Origin of the sequence: Citrobacter sp. Cpo126 (genome assembly GCF_030332445.1) — a bacterium.
In the GTDB taxonomy this organism is placed as follows: domain Bacteria; phylum Pseudomonadota; class Gammaproteobacteria; order Enterobacterales; family Enterobacteriaceae; genus Citrobacter; species Citrobacter portucalensis.
Genome location: NZ_JAOWHT010000036.1, coordinates 124,807 through 145,002 on the forward strand (window position 1 = coordinate 124,807; position 20,196 = coordinate 145,002).

The following is a 20,196-nucleotide window of genomic DNA, read 5'->3' on the forward strand; positions in this document are numbered from 1 at the left end:
TTATCCTTTCATTGTTAGCTGCCGCCAGGTTTCATCGGCCAGCCTGATAAATTGTCGATCGCCGGTTTGCCGCCAGCGATACTCAAACCACCCCGCCTTCAGCATCATTATCCAGGGTTGCCATTGTCTGACCTGTCGCCACAAAACGTCTGGCTCAATGTGCGCTCGTTGGGCGTAGGTGCTAACCAACTGTTGGTGCTGGGATTCATCGCTAACCCATACTGCCGCCAGTTCCAGGGCAATATCACCGTCTCCGGCGTATTCCCAGTCAATCAGCCGCAGTCCTGATGCCGTATGTACGATGTTGTCACCGTGAACATCCATATGCAGCGGCCCCAGACGCAAAGGTCGAGGCTCACCTCGTTTCCTTAGCCTCTTCAGCGCGCGCAGCCAGCATGGTGTACGACGCGCCGGATCGCCACACTGCCAGTACTGTTCAAGTAGCGGAAGCAGGTTGATTCGCCAGCCCAATCGGGGTTGCTGGTGCAGATGATACAGTAAGCCTGCGAGTTCGTCGGCGTCCGGTAATCTGGATTCTACCTTACCGTGAAAAAACTCGACTGCCATCCACCCACGCGTATAAAAGTGAGGACGTGGCGCAAGGCTTTCTGGCAGGTGTTTTAGCGCATGATATTGGCGTAAGAAATGAGATTCCGGCGCGTCAGGGTCGTGATGGCAGCGCAGTACCAGCCGGTGGGAACGGTGTTCAATGATGCAGCTCCCGCCGCTCAGGCCGGTTTGGCTGGTTGCGACGGGATGATACTGCGGGAAATAGCGCGACAACACTTCGCCGCGCGTGAGTCTGTTATTGTTGCTGAACGGCACCTTTACCTGACCAGATTATCTCGCCAGTTTGTACCAGCATTAATTGCATTTGCAGCGCAGGCGAATTGACGTTGCCGGATGCGCTGGAATAAAGCACATACTGCGCGCCAACGTTACGGGCGATACCAATCGCTTTACTGCGCGTTCCCAAACTGTCATTCGGCGACAGACCTAACTGCTGTTTGGCGACAGCCAGCTGTTGGGCAGAAATCAGCGTAAACTTACCGTTATTCGCCAGCGCGTTACGTAAGGTTTCGGTGGCTTCACCCGCGTTCAACGAGCCGTTGGTGCGGTTATTCACGCTATCAACCAGCAGAACGCCGCCCGCTTTGACGCCGTCTGCCTGCAGCATTTTGCCGACCATCGGCTGCATAGCCCCGTTCCAGTCATAGTGACGTTGACGTGGCGTCGGCTGCGCCGTTTGGTCCTCATGCTCAATTGGACCCGGTTGCTGCGGTATGCTTGGCACCGTTGGCACAACCGGCACCGGCTGTTGCGGCTGCACAGGCTGTTCCGGTACCGGCTTCACTTCCTCTACCGGCGCGGGCTCACGTTGCGCCACACAGCCAGAGAGAAACATCGCCAGCGCGGCAATCAGTGCGTAGCGATTCATTTTGTTCATCAAGATTCACCCCTTACAAATAAAGATAAAGTCTAACCTTGTGCGCCCCCAGAAAATTGGCGCTGCCGTACAGCGTCACCGACGAATGAGCCGGAATAGTCACACTGCGTGGCGCTTCCAGAGGGTGCATTTCCAGCCCTCTGGCGTCATACCAGTAAAACCGATAATGAACGGTAACGGGTTCTTGTCTTTCGTTATAGAGTCGCGAGGATGCCGAAGCCTGAATATCAGACGTTGTTAACGTGGGCTGCTCTGCTGTAATACCCGCCGCCAGAATTGTTGATTCCATCACCAGCGACTGTTCATCACTTACTGGGATTTCAGGGTGTGAACGACAACCCGCCAGCAACAACAAGCCCAGTGAAAGCGCAATGCATCCTCTGGTCATGCTTACAGACCTTTATGCGCAAGCATTGGGCCAAGCGCACGTCCACCCAGCAGGTGCATATGAATGTGATACACCTCCTGCCCCCCGTGGCGGTTGGTGTTCATGATTAAGCGGTACCCATCTGCAGCAATGCCTTCCTGCTCAGCAATTTTCGCCGCAACGGTGATCATGCGGCCCAATGCCTGTTCATGTTCCGCCGTCACATCGTTGACAGTTGGGATCAGAATGTTAGGAATGATCAGGATATGCGTTGGTGCCTGAGGGGAAATATCACGAAACGCAGTGACCAGTTCATCCTGGTATACGATATCCGACGGAATCTCACGACGAATAATTTTGCTGAATATAGTTTCTTCTGCCACGACGTTTTCCTTTTTCATTAACAGCCCAAGCGTTTTGCCATGCTACGCCGGGTAACTCTGCGAGTATAGAGTATGAGCGAGTTCCTCACGCTCTTTCAACTTTAACCCTCGATTTTTTAAGCGAAAACCTCAGTCAGTGCTGCTCTTATAACCATTTTCCTGCGCTATTGCTCAAGCATAGTACTGAAACAATATTTCATTTATGTCGTAGCATCTGTTTACACATTAATTGCTAATGCGTATATTTCGCATTTGTATTTACATGCGCATTTAATAGTTTACAACCAAAGGGTTCATCACAACTACCGGTGATTCGAACTTAATATTAATAATTATCAAGGACTTTTCGATGTCTTTCACAACACTCAACGGGAATGTTCAACGCCAACCGGGGCTTGCCCCTTCTTTGCTGGCAGCATGCATCACGCTAGCCCTTTTACCTTCCACCAGCCTCGCAGCCCCTGCAGAAGAGACAGTGATCGTGGAAGGTTCTGCTCCTTCGGCATCCAGTGAGGAGCAAGATTACAGCGTTAAATCAACGACCGCTGGCACAAAAATGCAAATGACACAGCGCGATATTCCGCAATCGGTCAGCATTGTCAGCCAGCAACGCATGGAAGATCAGCAATTGCAAACGCTGGGCGATGTGATGGACAACACGTTGGGGATAAGCAAAAGCCAGGCGGATTCAGATCGCAGCAGCTATTACTCGCGCGGATTTCAGATTGATAACTATATGGTCGATGGGATCCCGACCTATTTTGAATCCCGCTGGAATCTCGGTGACTCCCTTTCTGACGCCGCCCTTTTTGAGCGTGTCGAAGTGGTCCGTGGCGCAAACGGGCTAATGACCGGGACGGGTAACCCTTCAGCCTCCATTAACGTGATCCGTAAGCATGCCACCAGCCGCGAGTTCACCGGTAATGTTTCAGCGGAATATGGCAGTTGGAACAAACAACGCTATGTGACCGATCTGCAAAGCCCGCTTACGGCAGACGGCAACGTGCGCGGTCGCATCGTGGCGGGTTACCAGAATAACGACTCCTGGCTTGATCGCTACAATAGCGAAAAAATGTTCTTCTCCGGGATTGTCGATGCCGATTTGGGTGACACCACCAGCCTGTCTGCGGGCTATGAATATCAGCGCATTGATATCAACAGCCCAACCTGGGGTGGATTGCCGCGCTGGAATACCGATGGCAGTAAAAACAGCTACGACCGTTCGCGCAGCACTGCGCCGGACTGGGCTTACAACGATAAAGACTTCAACAAAGTGTTTGTCACCATCAAACAACGTTTTGCCGATACCTGGCAGGCGACCATGAACGCCACCCACTCCGAGGTCAAGTTCGACAGTAAAATGATGTACGTCGATGCCTATGTTAATAAGGCCGACGGCACGCTGATTGGCCCATATGGCAACTATGGTCCGGGATATGACTACGTCGGAGGAACCGGCTGGAACAGCGGCAAACGTAAAGTGGATGCTGTCGATCTATTTGCCGACGGCGGTTACGATCTGTTTGGTCGTCAGCATAATCTGATGCTGGGCGGCAGCTACAGTAAACAGAATAACCGTTATGAAAGCTCGTGGGCGAACGTTTTCCCCAACGAAATCGGCAGCTTCTATACCTATGATGGTAACTTCCCTGAAACCAACTGGAACCCGCAGTCATTGGCTCAGGACGATACCACGCACATGAAATCGCTGTACGCCGCAACGCGTATTTCGCTGGCCGACCCACTGCATTTGATTGTTGGCGCACGTTACACCAACTGGCGTATCGACACCCTGACCTACAGCATGGAGCAAAACCACACCACGCCGTATGCGGGTCTGGTCTATGACATTGACGATAACTGGTCTACCTACGCCAGCTATACCTCAATCTTCCAGCCGCAGAACAAGCGCGACAGTTCCGGTAAATATCTCTCTCCGATCACCGGCAACAACTATGAGCTTGGCCTGAAGTCCGACTGGATGAACAGCCGTTTAACCACCACGCTCGCGGTGTTCCGCATTGAACAGGATAACGTAGCGCAATCAACCGGCGTGCCAATCGCCGGTAGCAATGGCGACACGGCCTTTAAAGCGATGGATGGTACGGTCAGCAAAGGGGTCGAATTCGAGATTAACGGTGCGATCACCGATAACTGGCAGATGACGTTTGGTGCGACACGCTATGTTGCTGAAGACAACGAAGGCAATGCAGTAAACCCGAATCTGCCGCGGACCACGGTCAAACTGTTTACCCGTTATCGCCTGCCAGCCATGCCGGAACTGACCGTCGGCGGTGGAGTTAACTGGCAGAATCGTGTTTACAGCGATACGGTCACGCCTTATGGCACATTCCGCGCAGAACAGGGAAGCTACGCCCTGGTAGATTTGTTCACCCGCTACCAGGTAACAAAAAACTTCTCAGTGCAGGGTAACCTTAATAACCTGTTCGATAAAACCTACGACACGAATATCGACGGTTCTATCGTTTATGGTGAGCCGCGCAACGTCAGCGTTACCGCCAGCTATCAGTTCTGACACCGGGTATTGCGTAGAATCGCTAACTCGCTGACTTAGGTTGCAAATTCTCATCAAACTCCAGCCGCTTTCTGTCGGGTTCTACCGCAGTCAGCGGCTCCACTTCTGCAAGCGTCTGCTGACAGCGCCCCACCAGCACCTGATACTCGCGAGTGCCCTGTTTTTTCCACACCAGTTCCTGCTCAGTTAACATGCGAATCGCTTTCGCCGGGCTGCCGACAATCAGATGGTTGGCGGGCATCTCAGCGCGCGCTTTCACAAACGCCGAAGCACCAACGATACTGTTTTCACCGATGATCGCGCCATCGATAATCACCGCGCTCATGCCGATCAGCGCGTTACGCCCAATCACACAGCCGTGCAGAATCGCGCCGTGGCCGATATGTCCGTCCTCTTCCACCACCGTATCCTGGCCGGGAAATCCGTGCATCACGCAGTTATCCTGGATATTCGCCCCATCTTTAACCACGATACGCCCAAAATCTCCGCGCAGGCTGGCGTTGGGACCAACATAAACACCTTTGCCGAGAATGACATCGCCAATCAGCACTGCGGTTGGGTGAACATAGCTTTCTGCAGGAACTACCGGGATCATCCCGTCAATCTGGTAAATCGGCATGGCTTCTCCTGTTACACCTCGGCTAATCCGCCGAAGCGTTGATAATAGAGCGGACCCGGCGCGGGCAGTTCCCCCACCGAGCTCTCGCCTTTTTCGCTGACGAAAACCTGGGCGCCGGGCGCAACACGTTGATAAATATTAATGCACAGCTGACGCGCCGTCTGACCCAGCCAGTGAGCAGGCAACAATTCTTCCGGCAACAGCGGATCTTTGAGCACAACCCGACGATAGAAGTGAATGAGCAACAGGCGGATCTGGAAGCAGCGCTCTGGCGTAAGTTCGTCCGGCCCGGCGTCACGCAGTAGCGGTAACAACGGACGGAACAGCGTGATAAACGCCTCGTACATGGTATTTTGTTCGGTTAAGTGCCAGCACCCTTCTACCCGCTCACGCAGCGCAGCGCGGGAGAGTGCCAACGGCGAATGCGCCTCAAAAACGATGACGTTTTCCGCTACCCCAGCTTCATGAAGCAGCGACTGTACGTCCGCCAGCTTTTGCGAAGGCGACGCCAGCAGACTCGGCGCCAGTACGCCAAAACCTTGCCATAACAGCTGCTTTTTAACTTCGGCCAGGGTATTTTTCTCCAGCCCCTCCGACAGCAGCAGCAGCCAGGTACCGTCCCACTCAGGGGCGCTGGCACGGTAGATTTTGCTCTCGGCTCGGCGCGTCAAGCGTAGCCCTTTATCACTCAGGCGGTAGAAACTGCGGCGGCCGATACGTACTACGTCCAGCCATTCTTCTTTATTAAGGCGAAACAGCGCGGTACGTACAAAACGTTCACCGAAGCCAAGCCCTTCCAGCAGCGCGGCAACACTACCGAGCCAGACTTCTCCACCGCGTTGCGATAAACAGTCCCCGTAAAGCGAGGCGATAAGCGAGGTGCCGCTGACCGGCATTGCGGTTACCGCCTGCTGAATAAAACTATCGAGTTTTTCCATATGATTCATACTGTTGTCTTTTTTGTCCTTTTTGAATCATAGCACAGGAAAATTTGCGCGATATGGCAGGAATTTGTAGGCCGGATAAGGCAACGCCGCCATCCGGTAACTTGTGCGCTCTCGCCTGATGGCGCAGCGCTTATCAGGCCTACGAGTCTTAACCGTTGGCGGCAACTTTGCGCAGGTCGAACACCCGGCACGCCTTTCCTTCTGAGCGCGGGATGCTGCCGCAGTTAACAATGCTTACGTCCGTTGAAATACCGACCATCGACTTAATACGATGACGCAAATGATGGCAAATCTGGCAGCGCTGCTCATGGCTTAGCACCAGGCTACTCTCTTTAAGCTCCACGCGTACCGAAAGCGAATCAAGATGCCCTCGGCGATCCACTTCCAACTGGTAATGTGGAGCCAGATGTTCAATCTTGAGGATCTCTTCTTCCACCTGCGATGGGAAGACGTTGACGCCGCGAATAATCAGCATATCGTCGCTGCGCCCGCTAATGCGATCCATACGACGCATCGTGCGTGCGGTACCCGGCAGCAGGCGCGTCAGGTCGCGGGTACGATAACGAATGACCGGTAGCGCTTCTTTCGTCAGCGTGGTGAACAGCAGTTCGCCGTGCTCTCCGTCGGCCAGTGGCGTACCGTCATCCGGATTGACCACTTCCGGGAAGAAATGATCCTCCCATATTGTCGGACCATCACCCGTTTCGATGCACTCCATCGCCACGCCCGGCCCCATCACTTCCGAGAGGCCATAAATATCCAGCGCCGTAATACCCAGGCGACGTTCGATCTCCGCGCGCATCCCCGTTGTCCACGGCTCTGCGCCAAAGACACCGGTACGCAGCGAACAACCCCGCGCGTCACCGCCCATCTGGCGCTCCAGCTCTTCAATCAGGTTCAGACAGTAGGATGGCGTAACCATAATCATGTCAGGTTTGAAATCGCGAATCAGCTGCGCCTGTTTCTCGGTTTGACCGCCGGACATCGGGATAACCGTTGCCCCCAGGCGTTCCGCGCCGTAGTGCGCGCCCAGTCCGCCGGTGAAAAGGCCATAGCCATAAGCGACGTGGATTTTATCTTTCGCGGTACCGCCTGCGGCACGCAGCGAGCGGGCGACGATGTTAGCCCAGGTATCGATATCATTTTGCGTATAGCCCACCACTGTCGGTTTACCCGTGGTGCCGGATGATGCATGGATACGCACCACCTGCTCCATCGGTACCGCGAAGGTGTCGAAGGGATAGTTGTCACGCAGATCCTGCTTGGTGGTGCAGGGAAACTTGCTCAGATCGCTCAGCTCACGGAAATCATCCGGGTGAACCCCCGCCGCGTCGAACTTACGGCGGTACATCGGGACATTTTCATAGGCGTGTTTTAACGTCCATTTCAAACGCTCGGTTTGCAAAGCCTGTAATTCGTCACGCGATGCGGTTTCAATCGGATCTAATTTTGTTGTTGTCGTTGTCATTTTGTAGGGCACTCGCAGGTCAATTAGCTCACACTCGCTCAAGGATCATGGCAATGCCCTGACCCACGCCAATACACATCGTACACAGCGCATAACGTCCATTGCGTCGTTCCAGCTCCAGCGTTGCGGCCAGCGCTAACCGCACACCGCTCATCCCCAGCGGGTGACCTAAAGCGATAGCCCCCCCATTGGGATTCACGTGTTCTGCGTCATCTGCCAGTCCAAGCTGTCTCATCACACCCAACGCTTGGGCGGCAAAGGCTTCATTCAGCTCAATCACATCCATATCGTTGATATTCAGCCCGGCGCGCTCCAGCACTTTTCGTACCGCAGGAACTGGCCCAAGCCCCATAAACTTCGGCTCCACGCCCGCCGTCGCCATCGCGACAATGCGTGCACGCGGCGTTAGTCCCTGGGCCTTTATGTGTTGCTCGCTGGCTACGATCATTGCTGCCGCGCCGTCGTTCACCCCAGAGGCATTGCCTGCGGTGACCACGCCGTTCTTACGAAACGGTGTTTTCAGTTGTGCGAGTTGCTCCAGCGTGGTTTCTGCACGCGGATGTTCATCTTCACGTACTGCGCTAACTGCCCCTTTCTTGCCAATGATTTGTACCGGCACAATTTCCTGCGCCAGAATGCCGTCACGCTGGGCTTTCGCCGTGCGCTGCTGGCTGCGATACGCAAAGGCGTCCTGGTCTTCTCGGCTTACATTTAACAATTCAGCTACATTCTCCGCCGTTTCCGGCATGCTGTCAGTTCCGAATTGTTGCTGCATGAGCGGGTTCACAAAACGCCAGCCAATGGTGGTATCAAACATTTCTGCCTGACGCTGGTATGGCGTCGTTGCCTTACCCATCACGAACGGCGCGCGGGACATTGACTCAACACCACCAGCGATCAGCAGGTCGGCATCACCGGCTTTGATCGTGCGAGCAGCGAAGCCGATCGCATCAAGCCCGGAGCCGCACAGACGGTTGATGGTCGTGCCGGCAACGCTGTGCGGATAACCCGCCAGCAGGGTCGCCATATGCGCCACGTTGCGGTTATCCTCGCCCGCCTGGTTGGCGCAACCGAAGATCACATCGTCAATAGCGCTGGGATCCAGGCGTGGGTTGCGGTTGAGTAATTCACGCAACGGGATGGCCGCCAGATCGTCGGCACGCACGCCTGCCAGCGCCCCGCCGTAGCGACCAATCGGGGTACGAATACCGTCACAAATAAATGCGTCACGCATTAGACTTCTCCTGTAATCGTGCCACCGATGCGGTGGGATTTGCCGCGAAACAGAGCCACGGTTTTGTGTTGCTGATTGACAATTTCAATGTCGTAAACGCCAGTGAGTTTGCCTTGCTGCTTGACCCGCGCGGTGGCGGTCAGTTTGTCACCTGCAAAGGCCGGGCGCAGAAAGTCGATACTGCCCGCTGAGGCTACTGCTGCCAGTCCCTGACTGTTGCAGGCGTAAGCAAAGGCAGTATCCGCCAGTGAAAACAGTTGCCCGCCGTGACAGGTCTGATGGTCATTCAGCTGCGACGGCGACACGGTCATGGTCATCTGCGAATAACCGTCGTCCATCTCAATAATTTCAATCCCCAGCGCCTGCGCGCAGGTGTCTTTCACATACATGGCGCGGGCGTTGCGCCAGGCTTCATTACTCATGACGCATCTCCATCAGCGCTTTCTGGCGCAGCAGCGCACTCGGGCGATAGCGTTCCTCGCCATAGTGCTGTTGTAGATTTTCCAGCAGACGCAGCACACGTCCCCAGCCGAGCGATTCACCCCAGGCCAGCGGCCCGTGCGGGTAGTTGACCCCCAAACACATGGCGGTATCGATATCCTCGGCGCTGGCGACTCCTTTTTGCAGCGCATCCAGCGCTTCGTTCGCCAGCATCGCTACCGTGCGCCATACCAGCAGCCCTGGGTAGTCGGCAATACGCAGCACCTTTTTGCCCTGCTGCTGGAAGTAGTACACTGCTTTGTCGGTGGCTGAAGCCGGGTTGGTTGGTGCGCTTGCCAGCACGACGGTGTCGCCCGCAGCATGGTCATACACCACCACCGGGCGCTGGTGCTGCACGCTTAAGGCCAGCGCGGTTTCACCGGTAGTTTCAAGGAGCAGCACATCATCCAGTTCAGTGACAACGTCACGCTTGATATTTTTTGCTGCATTTTCAGGCGCTACCGCTGCAACAGCCAGTTCAGGCGATACTTCAGCAGGCCAGCGATAGACGCCGTGGCCGCTCTTCTTGCCCAGACGCCCCGCCAGAGCGAGCTCCTGTTGCAGCAAAGACGGTAGAAAACGGCGGTCCTGCCAGAAGGCGTTAAACACCGAACAGGTCACGGCAAAGTTGACGTCCTGGCCAATCAAGTCGGTCAGCGCCAACGGTCCCATCGGGAAGCCGCCGCCGTCGCGCAGTGCCGCATCAATCACTTCCGCTGACGCAACCTGTTCTTCCAGCGCGCGCCAGGCTTCAGCGTAATACGGACGTGCCACGCGGTTGACGATAAAACCCGGCGTTGAGCGGCAGCGCACCGGCTGCTTGCCCCAGGCGATTACGCACTGGCAAAGCTGCTCGACTACCTCGGTTGAGGTGGCAAGGCCGCTCACCACTTCCACCAGTTTCATCACCGGTGCAGGGTTAAAGAAGTGCAGCCCCGCCACACGTTCCGGATGCTTCACTCCCGCCGCAATTGCGGTAATTGAGATCGACGAGGTATTACTGGTTAGCAGCGTTGACGGCAAACAGATCTCCGCCAACTGACTAAACAGCGCTTTTTTAATTTCCAGCCGCTCGGAAGCGGCTTCAATCACCAGTTGTGCATCGGCAAGCTGATTCAGTTCAGTCGCGGGTGCGATCCGTGCCAGCAGCTCACTGGCCTGTTCCGCGCTGATTTTTCCACGACCAACACGAACGTCGAGTCGCTGGCGAATACCCTCAATGGCGCGAGTAATCGCCTCAGCGGAAATGTCATACAGCAGGACCGAATGTCCGGCGCTGGCAGCCACCTCGGCAATGCCTGCACCCATTGTTCCGCCGCCGATCACGGCAACGCGGGGAAGAGTTTGCGTCATGGCTTATTTCCCGCTGAACTGTGGTGGACGTTTGGCGAGGAAGGCGCTGACCCCTTCGCGATAGTCGTCGCTGCGACCGGCCATGCGCTGGTAATCGCGCTCAAGCTCAAGCTGCTGATCCAGCGTGTTGGTTTCGGAAAGCTGCAAGGCTTTCTTAATCAGCCCCAGGCCATAGGTCGGCTGCGTCGCGAAATGGCGCGCCATGGTCAACGCGGTATCTTTCAACTCGGCATCGTCGACCACTTGCCAGATCATGCCCCACTGCGCGGCCTGTTCGGCGCTGAGGTTATCGCCAAGCATCAGCAAACCCACGGCGCGAGCGCGACCGACTACGCGCGGCAGCACCCAGCTTCCGCCGCAGTCCGGCACCAGGCCGAGTTTGCTGAAGGCCATAACAAACTTCGCCGAGCGCGCGGCGAGGACGATGTCGCAGCCCAAGGCCAGTGTGGCACCGGCACCAGCGGCAACGCCGTTGACGGCACAGATAACCGGCTTCGGCAGCGCGGCTAAGCGGCGCACCAGCGGGTTGTAGAAGCGTTCCACCGAAATGCCCAGATCCGGCGCGGGGCCGCTCGGGTCAACGTTACGGTCGTTCAGATCCTGTCCGGCGCAAAATCCGCGTCCGGCACCGGTGATCAGCAGGCAACGAATGGTGTCGTCGCGCTCGGCCTGTTTCAGGCAGTCGGCGAGCTGCTGGTGCATCACGTCGTTAAAGCTGTTGAGTCGGTCCGGGCGGTTCAGGGTGATAGTCATCACGCCCTGCTCCACTTCGCTGAGAATAAATGCGTCCACGATTAGCGTCCTTTAAATTCCGGTGTGCGTTTTTCTAAAAAGGCGCTGACGCCTTCACGACGATCTTCGGTGCCGCTCAGTAGCGTAAACAGCTGACGTTCCTGCACCAGACCGGCCTGGAGCCCCACTTCTTGCGCAGCGCGTAGAGACTGTTTTGCCGCCCGCAGCGCCAGCGGTGAGTGACGGGCGATGGTCGCCCCCAGCTTGAGCGCGTATTCATCGGAGAGATTCACCGGGTGAATGTCACTCACCAGCCCGGCCTGTTGCGCTCGTTCTGCATCAATGCTTTCACCGCTCAGCACCATTCGGCTGGCCAGCGCTTTACCAACACAACGGATAAGCCGCTGCGTACCGCCCGCCCCTGGCATGGTGCCGAGAGTAATCTCCGGCAGACCAAAGCGCGCGTTATCCCCGGCAATCACCAGGTCGCACAGCAGCGCCAGCTCGCAGCCCGCGCCCAGCGCGTAACCGTTAACCACCGCGATCAGCGGCTTGTTGAAGGCATCAATACGTGCCCACAGGCGAGGACGAACATCGTCGAAAGTGGCGGGCAGATCTTTTTCCGCCATTTCATTAAGATCGGCCCCGGCGGCGAAATAGCGCGGGTTGCCGCCAATCACGCAAACGCTGATGCTGGCGTCCGCCGCCGCGCTTTCCAGCGCGTCAGCAATCTGCGTTAGCAGCGCATTGTTCAGGGCGTTACGCGCCTGCGGACGGTTCAGAGTCAGTTGCAGTACACGGTCGTGACGGGAAATCAGCAGTTCGCTCATGCCATCCCCCGCGCATCGAAGTCGACCACTACGTCACCGCTGGTTGGCAGCGCCTGGCAGCTCAGCACATAGCCCGCCGCCAGTTCATCGGCTTCAAGGCTATAGTTGGCGGCCATCGCCACCTCGCCGCTGACCACCTTGCATTTGCAGGTGGCGCACACGCCGCCTTTACAGGCGAACGGCAGGTCAGCGCCCTGGCGCAGCGCGGCGTCGAGAATGCTGTCATCTTCCGCATTCAGTGAAATCAGGCGATCGCGCCCATCCTGACGAAGGGTGACCGTGCGGCCTTCCGCCTGCACGCCGGTGGCGCGTTTCACGCTGGTCCCCGGCGTATTGAAACGCTCAAGGTGAATGGATTTTTCCGCTATGCCCAGTTCGCGCAGTGCCACTTCGGCTTCATCCATCATTGCCGATGGGCCACAGATAAAGGCGTCGTCAAAGCGGCTGAAATCGAGCAGGTTTTTGCCCAGCGCACGCAGTTTGTCGCCGTCAATACGACCCTGTAGCAGATCGCTGTCCATCGACTCCTGACTGAACAGGTGCACCACCTGTAAACGCTGCGGATAGCGGTCTTTCAGATCGGCCAGCGCCTGACGGAACATCATGCTGTGGCTGCTGCGGTTGCCGTAGATCAGCGTGAACTGGCTGGCCGGTTCGGTCGTCAGCGTCGCTTCAATAATCGCCATCATCGGCGTAATGCCGGACCCGGCGGCAATCGCCAGATATTCGGCTTCGCGCTCGGCCTGCGGCTGGTAGCCGAAGTGCCCCTGCGGCACCATCACTTCCAGCGCCATACCCTGCTGGATATCCTGCTGGGCATAGCGGGAGAAACGCCCACCGTCGATAGCTTTAACCGCGACGCTAATTTCCGACGGCGAGCGGCTGCGACAAATGGAGTAACACCGACGCAGCTCTTCTCCACCGAGGTGAGCTTTCAGCGTCAAATGCTGGCCCGGTCGAAAGGCGTAGTCATTACGCAGCGCGTCAGGAATGGTGAAAGTGATGGTCACCGCATCGCGCGTTTCCGCTTCGACGTTGGCCACGGTAAGCGAATGAAATGTTGTCATCGCAACCTCAAATACATTTAAAGTAATCAAAAGGTTCACGGCAGCTGTCGCAGCGATACAACGCTTTACAGGCCGTGGATCCGAATTCGCTAATCACCGAGGTATGGGTGCTGGCGCAGCGCGGGCACTGTACGTCAGTTGGCATTTCGGCATGGCAGGCGTGGGCCTGCGGCGGGCTGATACCATACTGGCGCAGGCGTTCGCGGGCGTCCGGGCTCATCCAGTCAGTGGTCCACGGTGGGTCAAGCTGCAGGACGATATGTACTGGCGTATAGCCGTGCTCCGCCATCATCATGCGAATTTCACCCAGTAGATGCTCGGTGGCCGGGCAGCCGGAGTACGTCGGCGTAAAGCCGATTACCCAGCCGTCGCCGCAGCGCTCAACGCGGCGCACCATGCCGAGGTCGGTAATGGTCAACACCGGGACTTCCGGGTCTGGAATGGCGCTTAGCAATCCCCAGACGGTACGCACCTCCGGGGGTGCGATTGCGGTAAGACGTTGCATAGCCACCTCCTGCTACCACTGCTGCCCAGGATACGCACGCTGCAAGTACTGCATCTCGGCCAACATCGGCCCGAGATGTTCGCTGTGTAGCCCCTGCTTACCGCCGTTGCGAAACGCCGCCTCTTGCGGAACCTGTAAACCAGAATCAATCAGCGCAGTGTGTACCGTCATTTGCCATTCGGTTTGCAGTTCGCGCGGATCGACGGCAATACCCTGCCTGGCCAGAGCGAGCTCCAGTTCGTCGGCAAGAAACAATTCGCCGGTGTAACGCCACAGATTGTCCACCGCCTTCTGCATCAGTTGCGCGGAGTAATCAGTACCATTCCCCAGTCGTTCCAGCCAGCCGCGGCTGAAGCGCAGGTGGTAACGCACTTCTTTCAGTCCTTTGGCAGCGATAGCGGCAATCTGCTTATCGCGGCTGTTAACCAAACGAGTGAACAGCGCCACATGCCAGACGTCGATAAAGAACTGGCGAGCGATCGTGTCGGCAAAGTTGCCGTTAGGCTGTTCCACCAGCAACAGATTGCGGAACTGACGCTCGTCACGGCCAAAAGCCAGCGTGTCTTCGTCGCCGCTACCCGCCAGTTCGGCTGCGTAGCTGAGGAAGTTGCGCGCCTGCCCCAGCAGGTCGAGGCCGATATTAGCCAGCGCCAGATCAATCTCCAGCTCCGGCGCATGACCGCACCAGGCCCCCAGACGCTGAGCCAGCACCAGGCCGTTATCGCCCAGACGCAGGGCATAGGTTGCAACGGGATTCAGGTTATTCATCGTTGCCTCACATATGTTCCATGCCGTCCGGCACGGTGTAGAACGTGGGATGGCGATAGACTTTGCTCTCCGCCGGGTCAAAAAACTCACCGCGTTCTTCCGGCTGTGACGCAACAATTTCGCTGGCTTTCACCACCCAGATGGAGCAGCCTTCGCTGCGGCGTGTATAGGCATCGCGTGCATTTTCCAGCGCCATCTGGTCATCGGCGGCATGCAGACTGCCAACGTGACGGTGTGATAACCCCTGTTTGCTGCGGACAAAAACTTCGTATAACGGCCAGTATGTTTTGCTCATGACTCTCTCCTTACGCCGCGTCGCGGGCCTGTTGCTTTTCGGCGTGCGCCAGTGCGGCCTCGCGCACCCATGCCCCTTCTTCCCAGGCCTTACGCTTTGCGCCCAGACGTTCGTGGTTACAGACACCACGACCGTTGATGACCTCATTAAATTCCTGCCAGTCGATCTCACCGAATCGATATTTCCCCGTCGCTTCATCAAGCTGTAGGTCGGCGTCCGGCACGGTCATACCGAGAATTTCTACCTGCGGGACCGTGTTATCAACAAAGCGCTGACGCAGTTCGTCGTTGGAGTGCAGTTTGATTTTCCACGCCATGCTGCGGGCGCTGTTCGGTGAGTTGTCGTCGTTCGGGCCAAACATCATTAGTGCAGGCCACCAGAAACGGTTGATGGCGTCCTGCAGCATCTGACGCTGATCCTCGCTACCGGTAGCCAGCGCCATACACGCTTCGAAGCCCTGACGCTGATGGAAGCTCTCTTCTTTGCAGATTTTGACCATCGCCCTGGCATACGGGCCGTAGGAGGTACGACACAGCGCCACCTGGTTAACAATCGCCGCGCCATCGACCAGCCAGCCGATCACACCGATATCCGCCCAGCTGAGGGTTGGGTAGTTGAAGATGGAGGAGTATTTCATCTGGCCGTCGAGCATCTTCTGGTACAGATCTTCACGCGCGCAGCCCAGTGTTTCCGCCGCGCTGTAGAGGTACAGACCGTGTCCGGCCTCGTCCTGTACTTTTGCGAGCAGAATGGCCTTACGCCGCAGCGTAGGTGCGCGGGTTATCCAGTTGCCTTCCGGTAACATGCCGACAATTTCCGAGTGTGCATGCTGGCCAATCTGGCGGATCAGCGTCTTACGGTATGCGTCCGGCATCCAGTCCTGCGGCTCGATGGCCGTTTCCTGCGCGATGCGCTGGTCAAAGCGTTGTTCTTCTGTCACGTCATCACCTTATGATTCCGATAATTTCAACAAATCAATATTTGCGAATCACTTTGTTTTATAAAAGTTACATCTTGGTTAAATAAAACCACAAATTTTGTTTGCTGATTTTGCGATACTTGTCGCAAATGGTTTTTGTTTATTCATTAATAACAGATAGATAACCAATAAAGGTAAAGTGTTCGCGATCTCATTGTTAACAAATTATTAAAATCTCACTTGCATTTTGTGATTCATAAAAGAACTATTTAAAGAGATATTACGGAACACATCTGGAGATTAACGATGCAGCAGTTAGCCAGTTATTTATCCGGTGCCTGGCAGACAGGCCGGGGCCGCACCCGCACCATCCACCACGCCCTTACCGGTGAAGCGCTTTGGGAAGTGACAAGCGTTGGACTGGATATGGCGCAGGCGCGCCGCTTTGCGATTGAGCACGGCGGCAAAGCGTTACAGGCAATGAGTTTTATTGAGCGCAGCGCGATGCTAAAAGCGGTGGCGAAGCATTTAATGGAACTGAAAGCCGATTTCTATGCCATATCCGCGCAAACCGGAGCAACGCGCGGTGACAGCTGGGTCGATATCGAAGGCGGTATTGGCACGCTTTTCACTTATGCCAGTCTCGGTGGCCGCGAGCTGCCGGACGATACGCTGTGGCCGGAAGACGAACTGATCCCGCTGTCCAAACAGGGCGGTTTTGCCGCACGCCACGTGCTGACCTCCAAATCCGGTGTTGCGGTGCATATCAACGCCTTTAACTTCCCCTGCTGGGGTATGTTAGAGAAGCTGGCGCCAACCTGGCTTGCCGGGATGCCAGCCATTATCAAACCTGCAACCGCCACCGCGCAGCTCACTCAGGCAATGGTGAAAGCGATTATCGACAGTGGCCTGGTACCGAACGGCGCAATTAGCCTTATCTGCGGCGGCGCGGGTGACCTGCTCGATCACCTCGACAGCCAGGATGTGGTGACCTTTACCGGTTCTGCTCATACCGGACAGCAGCTGCGCGTGCACCCCAATCTGGTGGCTAAATCGGTTCCTTTCACCATGGAAGCGGATTCACTCAACTGCTGCGTGCTGGGTGATGACGTCACCCCAGAACAGCCTGAGTTTGCATTGTTTGTACGTGAAGTCGTGCGCGAGATGACGACCAAAGCCGGGCAGAAATGTACCGCTATCCGCCGCATTATCGTGCCACAGGCGCAGGTGAAAGCGGTCAGCGAGGCGCTGATTACCCGTCTGCAAAAAGTGGTAGTGGGCGATCCGGCGCAGGAAGGCGTGAAGATGGGGTCGCTGGTGAATAACGATCAGCGTCAGGACGTGCAGGATAATGTGAATCGTCTGGTTGAAGCCGGGTGTGAGGTGCTGCTGGGCGGAAAAGCAGATCTGAGCACGGCCGGGGCTTTCTTCCCGCCAACGCTGCTGTTTTGTCCGCAGCCGGATGAAATTGCCGCGGTACATGCAATTGAAGCCTTTGGTCCGGTCGCCACGCTGATGCCGTATCAAAATACCGAGCATGCCATGACGCTGGCGCGCGCCGGTGAAGGCAGTCTGGCAGGAACACTGGTGACGGCGAGCGGCGAACTGGCGCGAGAGTTTGTCCTCGGTGCGGCCCGCGCCCACGGGCGTATTCAGGTGCTGAACGAAGAGTCCTCGGCGGAATCGACCGGTCACGGCTCTCCGCTGCCACAGCTGGTCCACGGCGGGCCTGGACGTGCAGGCGGCGGTGAAGAGCTGGGTGGTCTGCGCGCGGTGAAACACTACATGCAACGCACCGCCATTCAGGGCAGCCCAACCATGCTCGCGGCGGTAAGCCAACAGTGGGTGCGTGGCGCTCGGGTGGAGGAAGATCGTATTCACCCGTTCCGTAAATACTTCGAAGAGATCCAGCCGGGCGACAGCCTGCTGACGCCACGTCGTACACTGACCGAAGCGGATATCGTTAACTTTGCCTGCCTCAGCGGTGACCACTTCTACGCCCATATGGACAAGATTGCAGCAGCCGATTCCATTTTCGGCGAGCGCGTGGTGCACGGTTACTTCCTGATTTCCGCCGCAGCCGGTCTGTTTGTTGACGCGGGCGTCGGTCCGGTGATTGCCAACTATGGCATGGAAAACCTGCGCTTTATCGAGCCGGTTAAGCCGGGCGACACTATCCAGGTGCGTTTAACCTGCAAACGCAAAACGGTGAAACGTCAGCGCAATGCCGAAGAAAAAGCGACCGGCGTGGTGGAGTGGTCGGTGGAGATCTTTAATCAGCACCAGCAGGCGGTGGCGCTGTATTCCATTCTGACGTTGGTTGCGCGTCAGCATGGGGATTTCCCGGCGTAAGATTCCGGCGTAGCTTCGCTCGATCAGGCTTGAAACATAAAGCAAAAAGCCTGCTTAGTTTCCTAAGCAGGCTTCTTAAATATGGCTCCTCTGACTGGACTCGAACCAGTGACATACGGATTAACAGTCCGCCGTTCTACCGACTGAACTACAGAGGAATCGTTGTGGAGGCTTATCTTAGCGGCGAAAAAAATTTTGTCAAACCCCATTTCCTCGAATGCGAATCAATTGATGCTTCTCTCGACAGTTTGTTGCATTTACAGACATTTTAAATAGAAAAAACTTTGCAGCTTTTTTGATTCTCCCTCATCATTTGAAATGAGGTTTCAACTTTCTTCGTTAAGGTCCACTTTGAACGTCTCCGCTGCCTTACGCCAGGTCGCTTCCCGCACGCCCTGGTATGCCAAACGCAAGAGTTATAAGGTTCTCTTTTGGCGCGAAATCACTCCGCTGGCTGTCCCCATTTTTCTGGAAAACACCTGTGTGCTATTGATGGGTGTTCTCAGTACCTTCCTGGTCAGCTGGTTGGGAAAAGAAGCGATGGCCGGTGTCGGACTCGCCGACAGCTTTAATATGGTCATCATGGCATTTTTCGCCGCCATCGATCTGGGCACCACCGTGGTTGTAGCATTTAGCCTCGGGAAACGAGATCGTCGACGGGCCAGAGCCGCGGCCAGACAATCACTGGTGATCATGACAATTTTTGCTACCGTTCTGGCAGCTGTCATTCACTATTTTGGTCAACAGATTATTGACGTTGTCGCAGGTGAAGCAACGCCAGACGTTAAAGCTTTGGCACTCACCTATCTGGAGCTGACGGTGCTCAGCTACCCGGCAGCAGCCATTGCGCTGATTGGCAGTGGCGCACTACGTGGAGCCGGAAATACAAAAATACCGTTGTTGATTAACGGCGGCATGAACATCCTGAATATCATCATCAGTAGCATCCTGATTTACGGGATCTTTTCCTGGCAAGGTCTGGGATTTGTGGGAGCAGGCCTGGGACTGACCATTTCGCGCTACATCGGGGCGATTGCCATCATCTGGGTACTGATGATTGGTTTTAACCCCGCGCTGCGAATTCCCTTCAAAAGCTATTTTAAGCCACTCAATCTCGCCATTATCTGGGAGGTGATGGGGATCGGCATTCCGGCAAGTATCGAGTCAGTGCTGTTCAATGGCGGTAAACTTTTGACGCAGATGTTTGTTTCAGGCATGGGAACCAGCGTTATCGCCGGGAACTTTATTGCATTTTCTATCGCCGCGCTTATCAACTTACCGGGTAATGCTTTAGGTTCCGCGTCGACAATCATTACCGGCAGGCGTTTGGGAAATGGCCAGATTGCCCAGGCTGAAATCCAGCTACGGCATGTATTCTGGCTGTCGACGATCGGCCTGACGGCAATTGCCTGGTTAACCGCTCCTTTCGCCGGGGTGATGGCCTCATTTTATACCCACGATCAGGATGTAAAAGAGGTCATAGTCATCCTGATTTGGCTCAACGCAGCATTTATGCCGATATGGGCAGCCTCCTGGGTATTACCAGCAGGCTTTAAAGGTGCGCGAGATGCACGTTTTGCTATGTGGGTATCGATGCTGGGCATGTGGGGCTGCCGCGTAGTCGCGGGTTACACCCTGGGTATCGTATTAGGATGGGGAGTTGTCGGCGTTTGGTTAGGTATGTTCTTCGACTGGGCCGTACGCGCCGCGTTATTTTACTGGCGTATGGTCACCGGCCGCTGGTTGTGGAAATACCCGCGCCCCGAACGCGAAAAGTGCATAAAACAACCGGTTGCGTCTGAATAAGCGGCGAAATGGGGAATATTTCAGCAAACGATCGCATTTATCCATTCAGGCTTTGACAACGCTGAGCGGCATCGCTAATATTCGCCTC

The 20,196-nt window shown here is 56.0% G+C and carries 20 protein-coding genes and 1 tRNA gene; 3 read left to right on the forward strand and 18 right to left on the reverse strand.

Going from position 1 to position 20,196, the window contains the following annotated elements:
* Genes thiK through hinT form a run of 4 tightly spaced genes read right to left on the reverse strand, consistent with a single transcriptional unit; the run spans nt 1 to nt 2,197 of the window.
* Nucleotides 1-825 (reverse strand): thiamine kinase, encoded by an 825-nt coding sequence (thiK, locus tag OGY17_RS14990; RefSeq protein WP_103285047.1) that lies wholly within the window; start codon nt 823-825, stop codon nt 1-3.
* The gene (gene lpoB / locus OGY17_RS14995; RefSeq protein WP_204557679.1) at nt 806-1,447 is read right to left on the reverse strand and encodes a penicillin-binding protein activator LpoB; all 642 of its coding nucleotides are present in this window, start codon (nt 1,445-1,447) and stop codon (nt 806-808) included. Before lpoB ends, thiK begins: the two co-directional genes overlap by 20 nt.
* Before the next feature lie 13 nt (nt 1,448-1,460).
* Nucleotides 1,461-1,835 (reverse strand): YcfL family putative periplasmic lipoprotein, encoded by a 375-nt coding sequence (locus OGY17_RS15000; protein ID WP_048214425.1) that lies wholly within the window; start codon nt 1,833-1,835, stop codon nt 1,461-1,463.
* A 2-nt stretch (nt 1,836-1,837) separates the two neighbouring features.
* Nucleotides 1,838-2,197 carry a purine nucleoside phosphoramidase gene (hinT, locus tag OGY17_RS15005; RefSeq protein WP_003030826.1) on the reverse strand — a complete coding sequence of 120 codons (360 nt, stop codon included), beginning with the start codon at nt 2,195-2,197 and terminating at the stop codon, nt 1,838-1,840.
* A gap of 349 nt (nt 2,198-2,546) precedes the next feature.
* On the opposite strand from hinT, the gene fhuE reads away from it, so the two are divergent.
* Nucleotides 2,547-4,733 (forward strand): ferric-rhodotorulic acid/ferric-coprogen receptor FhuE, encoded by a 2,187-nt coding sequence (gene fhuE / locus OGY17_RS15010; RefSeq protein ID WP_286607697.1) that lies wholly within the window; start codon nt 2,547-2,549, stop codon nt 4,731-4,733.
* Between the two features lie 22 nt (nt 4,734-4,755).
* On the opposite strand, the gene paaY is transcribed toward fhuE, so the two are convergent.
* The 13 genes from paaY to paaA form a co-directional block, all read right to left on the reverse strand.
* Nucleotides 4,756-5,352: a phenylacetic acid degradation protein PaaY gene (gene paaY, locus OGY17_RS15015; protein ID WP_279850534.1), complete on the reverse strand. Its 597-nt coding sequence runs from the start codon at nt 5,350-5,352 to the stop codon at nt 4,756-4,758.
* An 11-nt stretch (nt 5,353-5,363) separates the two neighbouring features.
* Entirely contained in the window at nt 5,364-6,290 is a 927-nt protein-coding gene (gene paaX / locus OGY17_RS15020) for a phenylacetic acid degradation operon negative regulatory protein PaaX (protein WP_286607699.1), read from the reverse strand.
* A 157-nt stretch (nt 6,291-6,447) separates the two neighbouring features.
* Nucleotides 6,448-7,767 (reverse strand): phenylacetate--CoA ligase PaaK, encoded by a 1,320-nt coding sequence (paaK, locus tag OGY17_RS15025; protein ID WP_003832244.1) that lies wholly within the window; start codon nt 7,765-7,767, stop codon nt 6,448-6,450.
* A 28-nt stretch (nt 7,768-7,795) separates the two neighbouring features.
* A complete protein-coding gene (gene pcaF, locus OGY17_RS15030) occupies nt 7,796-9,001 on the reverse strand; it encodes a 3-oxoadipyl-CoA thiolase (RefSeq protein WP_079934868.1) in 1,206 nt (401 codons plus the stop codon).
* Nucleotides 9,001-9,423 (reverse strand): hydroxyphenylacetyl-CoA thioesterase PaaI, encoded by a 423-nt coding sequence (gene paaI / locus OGY17_RS15035; protein ID WP_286607701.1) that lies wholly within the window; start codon nt 9,421-9,423, stop codon nt 9,001-9,003. The genes pcaF and paaI overlap by 1 nt, the downstream gene beginning before the upstream one ends.
* On the reverse strand, nt 9,416-10,834 hold the full coding sequence (paaH, locus tag OGY17_RS15040) for a 3-hydroxyacyl-CoA dehydrogenase PaaH (RefSeq protein WP_286607703.1): 1,419 nt from the start codon (nt 10,832-10,834) through the stop codon (nt 9,416-9,418). The genes paaI and paaH overlap by 8 nt, the downstream gene beginning before the upstream one ends.
* A gap of 3 nt (nt 10,835-10,837) precedes the next feature.
* A complete protein-coding gene (gene paaG, locus OGY17_RS15045) occupies nt 10,838-11,626 on the reverse strand; it encodes a 2-(1,2-epoxy-1,2-dihydrophenyl)acetyl-CoA isomerase PaaG (RefSeq protein WP_286607705.1) in 789 nt (262 codons plus the stop codon).
* A 2-nt stretch (nt 11,627-11,628) separates the two neighbouring features.
* Nucleotides 11,629-12,396, reverse strand: coding sequence for a 2,3-dehydroadipyl-CoA hydratase PaaF (paaF, locus tag OGY17_RS15050; protein WP_286607708.1), 768 nt, complete (start codon nt 12,394-12,396; stop codon nt 11,629-11,631).
* A complete protein-coding gene (gene paaE / locus OGY17_RS15055) occupies nt 12,393-13,463 on the reverse strand; it encodes a 1,2-phenylacetyl-CoA epoxidase subunit PaaE (protein WP_008784414.1) in 1,071 nt (356 codons plus the stop codon). The genes paaF and paaE overlap by 4 nt, the downstream gene beginning before the upstream one ends.
* A gap of 7 nt (nt 13,464-13,470) precedes the next feature.
* Entirely contained in the window at nt 13,471-13,968 is a 498-nt protein-coding gene (gene paaD / locus OGY17_RS15060; protein WP_286607710.1) for a 1,2-phenylacetyl-CoA epoxidase subunit PaaD, read from the reverse strand.
* Nucleotides 13,969-13,980: 12 nt separating this feature from the next.
* The gene (gene paaC / locus OGY17_RS15065; protein ID WP_286607713.1) at nt 13,981-14,736 is read right to left on the reverse strand and encodes a 1,2-phenylacetyl-CoA epoxidase subunit PaaC; all 756 of its coding nucleotides are present in this window, start codon (nt 14,734-14,736) and stop codon (nt 13,981-13,983) included.
* A gap of 7 nt (nt 14,737-14,743) precedes the next feature.
* Nucleotides 14,744-15,031 carry a 1,2-phenylacetyl-CoA epoxidase subunit PaaB gene (gene paaB / locus OGY17_RS15070; RefSeq protein ID WP_032943000.1) on the reverse strand — a complete coding sequence of 96 codons (288 nt, stop codon included), beginning with the start codon at nt 15,029-15,031 and terminating at the stop codon, nt 14,744-14,746.
* Between the two features lie 10 nt (nt 15,032-15,041).
* Nucleotides 15,042-15,971, reverse strand: coding sequence for a 1,2-phenylacetyl-CoA epoxidase subunit PaaA (gene paaA, locus OGY17_RS15075; protein ID WP_008784410.1), 930 nt, complete (start codon nt 15,969-15,971; stop codon nt 15,042-15,044).
* A gap of 285 nt (nt 15,972-16,256) precedes the next feature.
* Here paaA and paaZ point away from each other — a divergent pair, with 285 nt between their 5' ends.
* Nucleotides 16,257-18,302, forward strand: a complete 2,046-nt coding sequence (paaZ, locus tag OGY17_RS15080) for a phenylacetic acid degradation bifunctional protein PaaZ (RefSeq protein ID WP_125362943.1) — start codon at nt 16,257-16,259, stop codon at nt 18,300-18,302.
* Between the two features lie 82 nt (nt 18,303-18,384).
* On the opposite strand, the gene OGY17_RS15085 is transcribed toward paaZ, so the two are convergent.
* Nucleotides 18,385-18,460 (reverse strand) — tRNA-Asn (locus OGY17_RS15085).
* A gap of 160 nt (nt 18,461-18,620) precedes the next feature.
* Between OGY17_RS15085 and OGY17_RS15090 the strand changes: the two genes are divergently transcribed.
* A complete protein-coding gene (locus OGY17_RS15090; RefSeq protein ID WP_003846749.1) occupies nt 18,621-20,108 on the forward strand; it encodes an EmmdR/YeeO family multidrug/toxin efflux MATE transporter in 1,488 nt (495 codons plus the stop codon).
* The last annotated feature ends 88 nt before the right edge of the window (nt 20,109-20,196 follow it).

What these genes read in the sequence shown, in the direction of transcription:
- lpoB (WP_204557679.1), bottom strand. Translation starts at nt 1,447, where the DNA reads ATGAACAAAATGAATCGCTACGCACTGATTGCCGCGCTGGCGATGTTT.
- OGY17_RS15000 (WP_048214425.1), bottom strand. Translation starts at nt 1,835, where the DNA reads ATGACCAGAGGATGCATTGCGCTTTCACTGGGCTTGTTGTTGCTGGCG.
- fhuE (WP_286607697.1), top strand. Translation starts at nt 2,547, where the DNA reads ATGTCTTTCACAACACTCAACGGGAATGTTCAACGCCAACCGGGGCTT.
- paaY (WP_279850534.1), bottom strand. Translation starts at nt 5,352, where the DNA reads ATGCCGATTTACCAGATTGACGGGATGATCCCGGTAGTTCCTGCAGAA.
- paaX (WP_286607699.1), bottom strand. Translation starts at nt 6,290, where the DNA reads ATGGAAAAACTCGATAGTTTTATTCAGCAGGCGGTAACCGCAATGCCG.
- paaK (WP_003832244.1), bottom strand. Translation starts at nt 7,767, where the DNA reads ATGACAACGACAACAACAAAATTAGATCCGATTGAAACCGCATCGCGT.
- pcaF (WP_079934868.1), bottom strand. Translation starts at nt 9,001, where the DNA reads ATGCGTGACGCATTTATTTGTGACGGTATTCGTACCCCGATTGGTCGC.
- paaI (WP_286607701.1), bottom strand. Translation starts at nt 9,423, where the DNA reads ATGAGTAATGAAGCCTGGCGCAACGCCCGCGCCATGTATGTGAAAGAC.
- paaH (WP_286607703.1), bottom strand. Translation starts at nt 10,834, where the DNA reads ATGACGCAAACTCTTCCCCGCGTTGCCGTGATCGGCGGCGGAACAATG.
- paaF (WP_286607708.1), bottom strand. Translation starts at nt 12,396, where the DNA reads ATGAGCGAACTGCTGATTTCCCGTCACGACCGTGTACTGCAACTGACT.
- paaE (WP_008784414.1), bottom strand. Translation starts at nt 13,463, where the DNA reads ATGACAACATTTCATTCGCTTACCGTGGCCAACGTCGAAGCGGAAACG.
- paaD (WP_286607710.1), bottom strand. Translation starts at nt 13,968, where the DNA reads ATGCAACGTCTTACCGCAATCGCACCCCCGGAGGTGCGTACCGTCTGG.
- paaC (WP_286607713.1), bottom strand. Translation starts at nt 14,736, where the DNA reads ATGAATAACCTGAATCCCGTTGCAACCTATGCCCTGCGTCTGGGCGAT.
- paaB (WP_032943000.1), bottom strand. Translation starts at nt 15,031, where the DNA reads ATGAGCAAAACATACTGGCCGTTATACGAAGTTTTTGTCCGCAGCAAA.
- paaZ (WP_125362943.1), top strand. Translation starts at nt 16,257, where the DNA reads ATGCAGCAGTTAGCCAGTTATTTATCCGGTGCCTGGCAGACAGGCCGG.
- OGY17_RS15090 (WP_003846749.1), top strand. Translation starts at nt 18,621, where the DNA reads ATGAGGTTTCAACTTTCTTCGTTAAGGTCCACTTTGAACGTCTCCGCT.